The 13,072-nt window shown below is 53.2% G+C and carries 12 protein-coding genes and 1 tRNA gene; 11 read left to right on the top strand and 2 right to left on the bottom strand.

The window, feature by feature from the left end; translation table 11 throughout:
- Nucleotides 1-43: 43 nt before the first annotated feature.
- The 11 genes from sufC (at nt 44) to AC2TCY_RS13190 (ending at nt 10,721) form a co-directional block, all read left to right on the top strand.
- Nucleotides 44-799 (top strand): Fe-S cluster assembly ATPase SufC, encoded by a 756-nt coding sequence (sufC, locus tag AC2TCY_RS13240; protein ID WP_480847937.1) that lies wholly within the window; start codon nt 44-46, stop codon nt 797-799.
- Nucleotides 799-2,079: a SufB/SufD family protein gene (locus AC2TCY_RS13235; protein WP_480847935.1), complete on the top strand. Its 1,281-nt coding sequence runs from the start codon at nt 799-801 to the stop codon at nt 2,077-2,079. Before sufC ends, AC2TCY_RS13235 begins: the two co-directional genes overlap by 1 nt.
- Entirely contained in the window at nt 2,079-2,564 is a 486-nt protein-coding gene (locus AC2TCY_RS13230; protein ID WP_480847933.1) for a YIP1 family protein, read from the top strand. Before AC2TCY_RS13235 ends, AC2TCY_RS13230 begins: the two co-directional genes overlap by 1 nt.
- Complete coding sequence (locus AC2TCY_RS13225) at nt 2,561-3,127, top strand: YIP1 family protein (RefSeq protein WP_480847931.1); 567 nt, start codon at nt 2,561-2,563, stop codon at nt 3,125-3,127. Before AC2TCY_RS13230 ends, AC2TCY_RS13225 begins: the two co-directional genes overlap by 4 nt.
- A 13-nt stretch (nt 3,128-3,140) precedes the next feature.
- The gene (locus tag AC2TCY_RS13220) at nt 3,141-4,361 is read left to right on the top strand and encodes a cysteine desulfurase (protein WP_480847929.1); all 1,221 of its coding nucleotides are present in this window, start codon (nt 3,141-3,143) and stop codon (nt 4,359-4,361) included.
- A 76-nt stretch (nt 4,362-4,437) separates the two neighbouring features.
- Nucleotides 4,438-4,514 (top strand) — tRNA-Arg (locus AC2TCY_RS13215).
- Between the two features lie 460 nt (nt 4,515-4,974).
- The gene (locus AC2TCY_RS13210; protein ID WP_480847928.1) at nt 4,975-5,994 is read left to right on the top strand and encodes a glycosyltransferase family 2 protein; all 1,020 of its coding nucleotides are present in this window, start codon (nt 4,975-4,977) and stop codon (nt 5,992-5,994) included.
- 15 nt (nt 5,995-6,009) lie between these two features.
- On the top strand, nt 6,010-6,393 hold the full coding sequence (locus AC2TCY_RS13205) for a GtrA family protein (RefSeq protein WP_480847926.1): 384 nt from the start codon (nt 6,010-6,012) through the stop codon (nt 6,391-6,393).
- Nucleotides 6,393-7,700, top strand: coding sequence for a glycosyltransferase family 87 protein (locus AC2TCY_RS13200; RefSeq protein WP_480848282.1), 1,308 nt, complete (start codon nt 6,393-6,395; stop codon nt 7,698-7,700). Before AC2TCY_RS13205 ends, AC2TCY_RS13200 begins: the two co-directional genes overlap by 1 nt.
- A complete protein-coding gene (locus AC2TCY_RS13195) occupies nt 7,697-9,097 on the top strand; it encodes an SDR family oxidoreductase (protein WP_480847924.1) in 1,401 nt (466 codons plus the stop codon). The genes AC2TCY_RS13200 and AC2TCY_RS13195 overlap by 4 nt, the downstream gene beginning before the upstream one ends.
- Nucleotide 9,098: 1 nt before the next feature.
- On the top strand, nt 9,099-10,721 hold the full coding sequence (locus AC2TCY_RS13190; RefSeq protein ID WP_480847923.1) for a GMC oxidoreductase: 1,623 nt from the start codon (nt 9,099-9,101) through the stop codon (nt 10,719-10,721).
- A gap of 31 nt (nt 10,722-10,752) precedes the next feature.
- Here the strand turns inward: AC2TCY_RS13190 and AC2TCY_RS13185 are convergent, their stop codons facing one another.
- Nucleotides 10,753-12,078, bottom strand: a complete 1,326-nt coding sequence (locus AC2TCY_RS13185) for a hypothetical protein (protein ID WP_480847922.1) — start codon at nt 12,076-12,078, stop codon at nt 10,753-10,755.
- Nucleotides 12,079-12,428: 350 nt separating this feature from the next.
- Nucleotides 12,429-12,998, bottom strand: a complete 570-nt coding sequence (gene mepK, locus AC2TCY_RS13180; protein ID WP_480847921.1) for a peptidoglycan L,D-endopeptidase MepK — start codon at nt 12,996-12,998, stop codon at nt 12,429-12,431.
- Between the last annotated feature and the right edge of the window lie 74 nt (nt 12,999-13,072).

Genomic DNA, 13,072 nt, shown 5'->3' with positions numbered 1-13,072 from the left:
ATCGGGGCCGGGGCGCCCCTTGCGATACGCAAAAGGACAAATCATGCTGGAAATCAAGAACCTGCACGTCAAACTTGAGGAAGAAGAAAAAGAGATCCTCAAAGGTGTTGACCTGACCGTCGAACCTGGAACGGTGCATGCGATCATGGGACCGAATGGTTCGGGCAAATCGACTCTCAGCTATGTGCTGTCGGGACGTGACGGGTATGAGGTCACGGCGGGTTCGGCCGCGCTTGAAGGAGAGGACCTGTTGGATATGGAGCCGGAAGAACGCGCCGCTGCGGGCCTGTTCCTGGCGTTCCAGTATCCGGTTGAAATCCCGGGCGTCGGTAACATGACATTCCTTCGTACTGCCGTAAATGCGCAGCGCAAGGCACGCGGCGAAGAGGAACTGTCGGCGGCGGACTTCCTGAAAGTCATCCGCGCCAAGGCAAAATCGCTGAAGATCGATGCGGATATGCTCAAGCGTCCGGTAAATGTGGGCTTTTCGGGCGGTGAGAAAAAACGCAACGAAATCCTGCAGATGGCGATGCTGGAGCCCAAGATGTGCATCCTGGACGAGACCGACTCGGGCCTTGATGTTGACGCGATGAAGCTGGTTTCCGAAGGCGTGAACGCTTTGCGTGGCGAAGGGCGCAGCTTTTTGGTCATCACCCACTATCAGCGCCTGCTGGACCACATCAAACCGGATGTTGTTCATATCATGGCTGACGGTCGTATCGTGAAATCCGGTGGCCCCGAGCTGGCGCTGGAGGTGGAACACAACGGTTATGCAGATATTCTGGCTGAGGTGAACTAATGGCGTTGCCACAAGCGAAACAGACCGCGACGGAAGAGCGGCTTGCCTCTCTGACCATGCCCGACGCAGGCTGCACGCGCAAAGCGCGCGAAGCCGCTTTGGCTCGCGTTCGGGAAATGGGTTTGCCCGGGCGGCGGGATGAGTATTGGAAATACACCAGGCCGGACACTTTGATTTCGCCTGAAGCGCCTCCCGCAGCCGTATTCAGCACTGATGAACCCATGATGTTCCATGAGTTCGATCGGTTGAAGATCGTATTTGTCGACGGTGTATTCAGCCCGGATGATTCCGACGAACTGTCACTGGAAGGTGTCACCATTGATCGGCTCGAGGATATCTGCTGCAAGGATATCCATTGGGCCAAGGAGTTGTACGGCGTACTGGAGGCCAAGGGCCAGTCACCGGTGCCACGCCCATTGGCGGCACTGAATACGGCGTTTGCTTCGGATGGGGTAGCGATTCATGTAAGCGGCAAACCGTCTAAACCGATCAGCCTTATCTACCATCATACGTCCGAGGATTCGGATGCGATTTTGCATCATGTCATCCGAGTGGAAAGCGGCGCAGAAGTGACCATTCTCGAAAACGGTCCTGCGGCGTCGCGGTTCAACAAATGTATGGAAATCGACATCGCAGACGGTGGCACGTTTCACCATGTCCGCGCGCAGGGACGTGACCATCAGCGCCGCGCCGCAACTCATATGTTCACTCGTATGGGAGCCGAGTCGGTGTACAAGTCCTTTACCCTGACTGTGAACGGCGTACTGACACGCAATGAACAGGTCGTTGAGCTGACGGGCGATAACGCAATCGCTCACATAGCAGGGGCATGCGTTGGTGACGGAGAGTTTCTCCACGATGATACGGTCTTTGTGACTCATGATGCTGTGAACTGTGAAAGCCGACAGGTTTTCAAAAAGGTTTTGCGCAACGGAGCTACTGGCGTGTTTCAGGGCAAGATCCTGGTGAAGGAGGGTGCCCAGAAAACCGATGGGTACCAAATAAGCCAGTCGCTGCTTCTGGACGACGACAGTCAATTCCTGGCTAAGCCGGAACTCGAAATCTACGCAGATGACGTGGCGTGTTCGCATGGCTCGACGTCCGGTGCGATTGACGAAACGGCATTGTTCTATCTCCGTTCGCGTGGGGTGCCGGCTGAAGAGGCGACCGATATGTTGACGTTGGCGTTTCTGGCTGAAGCTGTGGATGAAATCGAAGACAAGGCTCTGACAGAAGTCATCGTGTCGCGCCTGCAAGAATGGCTGGCACGCCGCCGCTGATGCCCGTTACATCGGATATCGTGGCCACGTATCGCGGTCCGGGGCGAGTTGTGCGTCGTCTGTTGGAAATGGGACAGCGGGAAGACCGTGCGCTGGCCATTGTGATGGCAGGCTGTGTTCTGGTGTTCATAGGTCAGACCCCGCGTCTGGCACGCGAAGCGCATCTGACCGGGCAGGAGTTAAATGCTCTGCTGGCGGGGGCACTGTTTGCCTGGGTGCTGAGCGCGCCTTTGATCCTATATCTTGTTGCCGGGCTCAGCCACATTGTGGCCCGTCTGTTCGGTGGCCAAGGCGATTGGTTCGGGGCGCGGATTGCTCTTTTCTGGTCTTTTTTGGCGGCCAGTCCATTGTTGATGCTGTTCGGCCTTGTTGCCGGATTTATCGGGCAGGGTGCGGCGATGAACCTTGTTGGCGTGGCGTGGGTGGCCGTGTTCCTGTGGTTCTGGATTTCTGGTCTCATTCAGGCAGAAGGTCGCAATTCATGACAGCATCCGCCCTGCGCAGTCTGGCCGTTTTGACGGTCGCCAATCCGGCCGAGGCTGCTCGGCAAGTCCTTGCAAACTGTCCGGGACGCGACGTGTTGTGGTTGGGCTTTAGCCTCGCGGTTGTTCTGAATACGCTGGTCCAGTCGGCATCCAGTTTGATCTACCCGATCGTCGACCCGGAACTTCCGCTTTTGTTCGAGCCGGTAATGCAAATACTGGTCACCACTGCAGGAGCGTTGGCCCTCAGCATTTGCGCATTTTTTGTTGTCGGTCGACTCTTGGGCGGGCAGGGAACGTTTGACGGGATCGCCGCTCTAATGATCTGGCTGCAATTTCTGCAGATTGCGGCCCAGGTTGTTATCTTTTTCCTTGCGATTGCGCTTCCGCCGATGTTGCGCCCCCTTATTTTGGCGATGAGCCTTTTCAGCCTTTACATCACCTTGCATTTTCTCAATCAGGCGCATCAGTTCGGTTCGCTCGGAAAATCCTTTCTGGTGATCCTGGTCTCGGGCCTCGCGGCCGTTCCTTTTGTTCTTCTGATGACCCCAAACGGGCCGGAGTAGGGAAACACTGTCTATGTACGATGTACAGAAAATCCGTTCTGACTTTCCGATCCTGTCCCGACAGGTGAATGGCAAGCCATTGACATACCTGGATAATGGCGCGTCGGCGCAAAAACCTCAGGTGGTGATAGATGCGGTGACACAGGCCTATTCCCAAGAATACTCGAATGTTCATCGCGGCCTGCATTATCTGTCAAACCTTGCGACCGAAAAATACGAAGCCGTGCGCGGCACCGTGGCGCGGTTCCTGGGCGTTCGGGATGAGAATGAAATCGTATTGAACTCGGGCACGACCGAGGGGATCAATCTGGTCGCCTATGGGTGGGCGATGCCGCATCTTCAAGCCGGGGATGAGATTGTCCTGAGCGTGATGGAGCATCACGCCAACATCGTCCCCTGGCATTTTCTGCGAGAACGCCAAGGGGTCGTGCTGAAGTGGGTGGATGTTGATGCGGCGGGGCATCTGGATCCGCAAGCAGTCATCGATGCCATCGGTCCCAAGACCAAACTGGTTGCTGTGACCCATTGCTCAAACGTTTTGGGAACAGTGGTTGACGTCAAAGCCATAACTGAAGGCGCTCATGCCAAGGGCGTTCCTGTAATGGTGGATGGAAGTCAGGGCGCTGTGCACATGCCGGTTAACGTTCAGGATATCGGCTGCGATTTCTATGCGATTACCGGCCACAAGCTTTACGGCCCGTCGGGTTCGGGGGCGATCTACATCAAGTCTGAACGCATGGCCGAAATGCGTCCGTTCATCGGCGGCGGTGACATGATCAAGGAAGTCTCGAAGGATCAGGTGATCTATAACGATCCGCCAATGAAGTTCGAGGCCGGAACGCCCGGTATCGTGCAGACGATCGGTATGGGTGTCGCTCTGGATTACATGATGGATCTCGGAATGGATTCGATTGCCGCGCATGAAGCAGGTTTGCGCGACTACGCAATGCAGCGCCTGACCGGGTTGAACTGGTTGCAAGTTCAGGGCACGACCGCCAACAAGGCCGCCATCTTCAGCTTTACGCTGGATGGTGCGGGGCATGCGCATGACGTGTCGACGATCCTGGACAAAAAAGGCGTTGCCGTGCGGGCAGGGCACCATTGCGCGGGTCCCTTGATGGACCATCTTGGGGTAACCGCAACATGCCGCGCCAGCTTTGGACTCTACAACACCACCGACGAGGTCGACACGTTGATCGACGCACTGGAATTGGCGCATGATCTGTTTGCTTAGGGCGGAGTAAAAGCAGCAAATGTAATGCGGATTTGCAGTTGCACCCGGACTTGAACGAGGGTAGCTAACCCTCAAGGCACCTGTAGCTCAGCTGGATAGAGCGCTGCCCTCCGAAGGCAGAGGCCAGAGGTTCGAATCCTCTCAGGTGCGCCATTTTCCTAAAACACCGTTCCAGGCAACAGATTTTCCACTTTTGGAATGCGAGCTGTGCTCGTTTTCAAGTTTCCCGGGATACGTGTATTTTTGTTCACGTCTTTCGTGTAACCTTATATTTTTCCAAGCTATAACGACCTCTTCCACTGCCGACCTGACGATTGTGTCCGCTTGGCAAAGACACCAGGCAAGTGATCTTAAAAGGGAAAGCGGTTCTTTCACCCGGCGAAGAGTGTCGTTTTGGATCATATTCAGGGGTCAAGCCTGCTTTCAGCAATACAAAACGCTCTCAACCACATTAAAGGAAGTATCAACTGAGCGGCAACAATCTTGCTCCAAGCCTCTCAATGTCCTTAAAAGCTTTGAGATTTCCTCGCTTCATGCGACATATGGCTGACAAATACCTGATTTCTGCGGTTATACTTTAGGGTAGAGTTTTGGTTTTAGGTTTCATTGTGCGATGAGTATGCCATTTTTGTCAGTCGTAGTGCCCTGCTTCAACGAAGAGGAGTCGCTGCCCGAACTGGTGCGCCGGGTTGTAGCTGTGTGCACGACAGTCGCCGGTGAGGACTATGAAATAGTTCTTGTCGATGATGGTTCAGGCGATAACACCCGCTCTCTGATCCGCAAATTCAGCGACGAATACCCGACGATCGTGGGTGTTTTCCTCTCTCGAAATTTTGGACACCAATTGGCATTGACCGCAGGGTTGAATTTTTGCCGGGGCCAGCGTGTTCTTATTCTGGATGCAGATCTGCAGGACCCGCCAGAGCTGCTTTCCGATATGATGCAACTGATGGATGACGGTGCTGACGTCGTCTATGGCAAACGGACGGAACGGCAGGGCGAAACCCGTGCGAAACGCTTTTCTGCCCATGTTTTTTACCGTTTTTTGAACCTGCTGATAGATATCGACATTCCGCCTGATACAGGTGACTTCCGTCTTCTAAGCCGCCGGGCTCTGACGGCACTCAACGAGATGCCTGAACAACACAGATTTATCCGGGGGATGGTTAGCTGGGTTGGGTTCAAACAAGTTCCCTTGGAATACTCCCGTTCCGCCCGTTTTGCCGGGGACACAAAATACCCTTTGCGGAAAATGATCGGCTTTGCGATGGATGCGATTGCGGGTTTTTCGATCCTGCCGTTGCGCCTTTCGATTTATCTAGGGTTTATCTGCGCACTATTGGGGGTCGTGTTCCTTGCCTACACCGCATACAGCTACCTGACAGGGATCGCCATTCAGGGTTGGACAACGCTGATGTCCGTTGTCCTGATCCTTGGCAGCGGGCAACTTCTGGTCTTAGGTGTGATCGGCGAATATCTTGGCCGGCTTTATATCCAATCCAAGAAACGCCCCTTGTTCATCGTGGAAGAGATAATCGGGCAAGGAGACCATCCCGAAACAAATCATGATAACGATTCTAACGACCTGACGGTGCCAGAGGGGATCAGATCCTCAAGGCATGCAGCGCAATAGAACGGGCAGTTCAGCATGTCAGCCAGAAGCGTTGTTACATTTGTTTTGACAGGCGGGATCGTCACAGGCGTTCATGTCGCAGTTGGCTTGGCCGCACATCATTTCGGCGGCCTCGAGCCTTTAAGCGCCAATCTTGTGGCCTATTCGGTCGCATTTTTCGTTTCCTACTTCGGTCACCGAAATTATTCATTCAGATCACCCGGTCGCATTCAGCGGTCCATGCCAAAGTTTTTTGTCATTTCCGTCATTAACCTGTTTCTGAACCAGATCATCGTATTCACCGTTTCAGATGTATTGGGGCAGCCATATTGGGCATCGCTGGCTGTAATGATCGCGATCGTGCCGACATTTACCTATTTCATGAGCAAAATCTGGGCGTTTAGCGATGGTGATTTTTGATGGAGGAATATGAGGGCATGACTGAAACAGTGGAGATTTCACCCGTACGTACCGTCATTCCACGCCGTGCCATCTATTGTCTTTCACTCCTCCTGTGCGGTCTTGCGACTGCTTATCTACTGTTCAAGGTCGTGCAACTTGCAGAAAAGCCCGGTTTTGATTTTCGCTACATCTGGCTGGCTGGCGACATGTGGCTTGATGGCATTAATCCGTATGGCCCGACGTATGAGGCCACGGGTGCAGCAAAGATCAATTCGGGGCACGTACCGATCATGTGGGTGTATCCGCCCACATGGTGGGCTTTTGCCACGCCTTTTGGGGCGCTTGACCTGCCTGCAGCGAATATCGCCTGGAACATCAGTGGAATTCTTCTTGTGGTCGCCATCTGCGGCCTGACCACCAGCGCCTTCATATCTGCGTTTCCAAAACGTAGTCTGGCTGTCTCAGAGCGCCTGGGAGGAATGGTTTTTCTGCCTGTTTTCAGCGCGCTGTATTTTCTCATGTCGCTTCTGGAGGCAACTGCAATCCTGTTTTCCGTTGGCCAGACAACCCTTATTGCAGGCTTGGGGGTGGCCCTGATGCTATGGGGACGGATCAACAAGATGCTCTATCTGGAAGCCGTTGGACTGACACTGGTATTGCTCAAGCCACAGATCGGGGCGCCCTTTGCTATATTGCTTTTGCTGCTTGATCCGCGTTCGCGCAAAGCTGTTGCTATCGCTTTCGTACTCTCGATCCTCCTTCTGCTTCCGTCCCTGGCTATTGCACCTGGTTCGATCTTTGATTTCCTTCGCAACCTCGGGGCTTATGACGGGTTTACGGCTGCCAACCTGCCGCAATCGATGACCGGCATTCGTTTGATTGTATGGGAGCTTGCAGGTTTTGATATCGGAAACCCAATGGCAACTTTGATCGCTCTTGCCGTTGTTCTACTGCTCTGTGTCGGGCCTGGACGCATCACTCGAGGTGCAGGCGATGATATCAGGGCGTGGCAGATATTTGGACTGACAAGTGCGGTCATTGTCGCGCTGGCGCCGTTACATATTTATGACTTCGTCTTGCTTGCCGTTCCGCTTGCCCTGTTATTTAGGGGAGGGTGGGCAAGTACGGTTCTGGCCATTAGCGGATCGCTGTTGATCTGGCGTTCCGAAAATATCGTCGGGGTATGGGCCTTCCACGCGCCTGAGGTGGAAATATTCCCAAGCTCGCGACTGGCAACCATCGGTGCTTTGCTGTTTCTGCTCGCAGTGAGCATCGTCGTTCAGCGGCTGAATCAGCAAGATATTGACCGGCCGTCTTCATCATGACGCGCACGATCTTTTTCACCGGAGCAACAGGTTTTTTAGGCCAACGTGTCCTGCCTGTGCTTGTCGCGCAAGGGTGGTACTTACGAGTTCTTGTGCGGGACAAAAACCGGGCAAAAGACCTTCCAAACAGTGTGGAAATATGCGTTGGGGATCTGACTGATCCTTCCAGTTATCGCGGGGCGCTTGATGGCGTTGATACAGTTCTGCACCTCGGGGCGCTGACCGGCAAAGCATCGAAGCAGGAACATGAGCGCGTAAACCGGCAAGCGACAAAGCAGTTAATCTCATCCTGCACAGAGCAGGGTGTCAAACAATTCCTGTTTGTCAGCTCCATTGCGGCGGGGTACGCTGACAAGTCATTCTACCCCTATGCAGAAGCCAAGGCGCGGGCCGAACAGGACCTTGCCGCTTCGGATCTAAACTATACGATCCTGAGGCCAACGCTGATCCTGGGGCAGGGTTCACCCATTTCGGATGCTCTGGACACGCTAGCAGGATTACCCGTTGTCCCTCTTCCGCAAAGAGGAGACCCAATCAGTGTACAGCCAGTTGCTGTTGATGATGTGGCAACTGGGATCGTCGAAATCCTGAAACGAGACACATTTGACAGGGAAACACTGGATTTTGGCGGCCCGGACGTCGTGCCGATGAAGGAGCTCTTGCGCACAATTGCACAGCTGCATTTTGCCCGAAACCCACGCATCCTGAAATTGCCATTGCGATTGGTACAATGGCCATTGGCGTTGCTGGAGCCGCTTGCCCGCAGCATCATGCCCGCCACTGCAGGACAGTTTGCGGTTTTCGGCAACAACTCGACCATATCTGACAACTGGTTGGTAAATGCGTTATCGCCGCAAATGACAACGTTGCACGATCAGATCGGTACAGTTTCCGAGAACGATGACCAAGACGGCGATACAGGTGATGTTACCGAGATTCCCGTTACGCCGCAAAGCGACGCCAGAACCGAAGCCAGGATGTTGTGCAACCACATGACCGGAAAAGACCCGAGCGACGCAGCAATTATGCATTATTCCAGGGCGCTGAACGATCTCGGACTAGATCATGAGGGCAGTCGGTTCGATCAGTTGACGTTGTCACTCGCACGACGGGGCGGGATCAGCATGTGGCTTGCGGACGGGTATTGTGGACTGCTTCACAGGCATGGTGTGTTGCGTCGGCGGCAGGTTCTTTATGCTGCAATTTTGGAGAATGAGGCCGGTACGCACCAGTTGTTTGATGGATCGCCAGACATCGGACCCGTTCTGGCACTGCTGCGCCTTGCATGGGTTGGGATTGTGTCGGTAACAGCTTCATTGGCTGGAACGATCTTCTTGCTCCCGTTACGTTTTTGGCTGGACCGGTCGAATCCAGCATCGGCAAACGGCTCCAAATAAGATGCATATCATTGTAATCGGATCAGGCCCCAGCGGAGTGCATTTCGCACAAACTGCGATCGAACGCGGGCATACTGTGACGATGGTTGATGTTGGAAAAACAGGAAGGGAAACTCCACTTCCGCGGGCAGGTTTTTTCGATCTGAAAACATTGCACCCGGACGCTGTGCGTTATTTTTTGGGCGACCATTATGAAGCCATTAGCCTGCCAGCGAGCAACTCTGACCAGAATGAAGAGTACTACGGGTTGCCCGCGTCAAAGGATTACGTCTTTGAGCACCCAAGTTCTTTCGGGATCAGAGCGCACGGTTTGTCATCTCTAGTCTCTTTCGCGGCGGGTGGATTGGCAGAGTGCTGGACCGGTGGCGCCTACGCATTCAATGATGACGATTTGAGCGAATTCGGTTTCAGCTATGAACAAATGTCACCGTATTACGAAACGGTCGCCGAGCGGATCGGCGTCGGCGGAGGGGCCGACGATCTGGCACGATGGTATCCCCCCCAAGATGGAATGCTGAAACCCATATCGTTGGATCGAAGCAGCGCTTCCCTGATTCAAAAGTACCAATCCCGACGGATGAAATTGGCACGCAGGCATCAGGGCATGCGATTGGGTCGGTCGCGCCAAGCCGCGCTATCTGGAAACCTCGGAAACCGAGATGCGTGTACTGAATGCGGCCGATGCCTATGGGGATGCCCCAACGGCGCCTTCTATACGCCTTCGCTGACCTTAGAAATACTCAAGAAACATCCGCGCTTCACCTATACACCAGGCCATTTCGCGAGCCATTTTTCGGTGGCGGGGTCAAAGAGCCTGGATAATTTGGTTACCTATACCGCCAGTGGTGCAATCGAAGAAATCACCGGCGACGCATTCGTGCTTGCTGCTGGCACAATCAGCAGCGCCAATTTGTTTCTCAGGACAATCTACAAGGCTAGGGGTGAAATCATCAAACTTCCGGGGCTCATGGACAATCAGCAAGTGCTTGCGCCGTTTCTCAATCTGTCAATGCTGGGGCGGCCTTATGACCCCTCGTCCTATCAATACCACCAACTGGCAATTGGCATGGAAACCGAAAACCCTACGAAGTTCGTGCATGGACAGGTCACGACACTGACAACCGGTAGTGCCCATCCCGTGATTTCGCAAATTCCATTGGGAATGAAGGCAGGCCGGAAGATATTTACCACGCTAAGATCTGCACTTGGAGTGGTAAATCTCAACTTTAATGACACTCGTCGGGGAGAGAACCACGCTACACTCGATCCGCAGAAAGATGTTGAGGGATGGCCCGCATTGTCCCTTAGATACGAGTCACCAGAGGGCCAGGATCAGGAAATCACGGATGCACTTTCACGGTTAAGGCGATTTATGCGCGATCTTGGGGCGCCTCTGGTTCCCGGCATGACCCAGATACGCCAACCCGGAGCAAGCGTGCATTATTCGGGCACATTACCGATATCTGCAACAGGCGGTGAACTGACCGTAACACGCGATTGTCAATCAAACGATTTTGAGAACCTGTTCGTAGTCGACGGCTCCGTCTTTCCGGCACTTCCGTCCAAGAACCTCACCTTTACACTCATGGCAAATGCAACCAGAGTCGCGACTGAGGCCTTTTAGCGCGGTTCAACCTGACGAAATCCAGCAGTACTTATTGACTGACCGTTGGCTTTTCCGAGTTCTGTAACAACGCGTCCGCATGGATTTGTAAGTCCGAAGTTATTCGCAGGTACTCAGAAAGGTTGTTGTACGCGAGGAATGGAATCGAAACGATGGCTATTGCCAAACAAAACAAACGTCCTTTGCCAAGCGCCGAGAACCCAGCCAAAAACAACATCGCAGGGAGATAATTTAGAGAGTACAAGAACATCTCGTCCCCGTAGAATAAATGCAGCACTAGTTGAAATAACAAAAAATAGATCAACGCCTGTGCAATCGGCTTGTTTGGACCGGGTTTGAAAATAGCGTTTGCCAAGCCGGAAAGGAACACAATCGCCCATGCCAATAGCCCAACACCACCGACCCACGTGAGTGCCGTTAGAGGTGTGAGTTGTACAGTCAACCGCATCCATTCTGGAAAAGCCGGGTTATCCAGAAAGGGAACGTCGGGGATCGCAATGGAGTACGCAAAAAAAGCTCGTAGCTTATCCAGGTTCCCACCTGCATATTCGTGGAGAATAAACGTTAATTCATGCCTGATGTAGGGAACGAAAAACGTGGAACTCGGAAAAAACACTTTTTGCACCGCGAACAGAACTGTCGCCATTGCAAAGCCATTAACTAAGATTTGAAAAGCGCGCTTGTAGTGATTGGATGCAAGCACCGTCAAAATGCCTGCCATCCAATTGGTTGTCGTGATCGAGAAAGCGATCACAGTTGACAGGGACTGAAAAACTGGTGGAATTTTTCCACGTTGCATAAGTGTTCCGAAAGCCAAGGCGATTGTGACGGTCAGCCCACCAAAAGCGTATACCTCCGGAACAGTCATCCAAAAGATTGCCGAACTCGAAACTGCTCCAAGAGTTGTGAAGACAATTGCGTCCGGGCGGCGTAAACCCAATCCGCGAAAGCCACCAAATAGGGTTGCACCCCAAAAACCAGCAACCGCAGAGAGGGTACCGATAGCTGCAAGCCTTTCAGAGAAGCCTATCAGCATGAGAATCTTCGTTGGAGGATAGGTTGCAATTGGCTGAAGTGGATGGACATTCGTTCGGAAGTTATCCGCATCGCGGCTGATCATGACCTGCTGTACTCGGATCAAATCAGCTTCGAACCACACCCAGGCATCCCGCGTGGGATCTATCAAAGCGGGCGGTATTTGGTTGGCGATTTGCCAGTACGCCGCGCCAGAAACAACAAAAATCACAGCTGCAATAGCCAAGTCGACCCGGCACGCGACAATCCAGGTCAGAAAAGCTCTGAAGTTGTACAAGAAGGAACGGCGAGCATTGGGGATATCGATGACGATTTCGTTCAATATCCGTCGCAACATTGTAACCTCTAACCGAATAACTAACGCAAAATCAGTGTAATAAAACCAAACATCACCTCAACACCAAACCTAAAATTATGCAACTGATTTGTCAGAATGCAGTCGTTTATTAGGAATATGCGTGAGCTAAAATGGCGATCGTCAAAAGCACAAAGCCCGACGCACTAGAAGGTAATAGTTAGGGGGAAAGCAAGATTCTGGTCTAAAACGGTCAAAAACCGATGAGTAGCTTTCGACCCGAAATACAATCTATCGCTCAAGGTGTTGGGCTTTGGGCCCAATAACGTGTCTCCGCAAACACGATTGCCTGGCTGAAAGTGTGGGTTTGGGCTGGATTAGCCTCGCCAGGTCCGGATGTCTCCGCAATCCATATGCACAAAGTTGGAACGGTAGTACTGCCCAACTCCACCAGCACGGCAGGACATCGCGGCCTTGGCCATTTGCGAGACCGACCGAGAAGCTAAACGCAAGTCAGCCGCCTGACCTTTCATATGCAGTGAGTTTCTGGCAACGCCACGCGAACGGTTCCGAAGCATCGCGTTGGTTTTTGGGGAACGGTAGCCCGACAGCAGCATATAGGGCTCGCTTACGTCCAAAAGGTTATGCGAAGCTGCCATGATATCGATCGTACGCAGGTCCATATCCTTGACCTGATCGCTGCGCCAATCGCGCATGAAGTGGTTTACTTCTTTGACTGCGTCTTTGATGTATTTGCCATCGACCCAATAAATCATGTCGATACGCTCGCCCGTACGGCCTGAATACATACGGATTCGGCGGATATCGCCACCTCCACGGAGAAAACCAGCCGCATTGGAATAGGTCGGAGCCGCTACAACTGCGGTAGCCGCGAATGCGCCCAATAGGGCACGCCGGGTCAGGCCCGAAGTACTGCTCTTGGTCATTTTTTGTTTCGTCCCGTACTGTTCCTGCCTGCACACGATGTTACGCGCGCGTTCTTAATTTTTCCCCAACCCAG

It is taken from the genome of Ruegeria sp. HKCCD7181, assembly GCF_057221055.1.
Note: the sequence above shows the minus strand (reverse complement) of the source record. Positions and strands in the feature narration are given on the sequence as shown.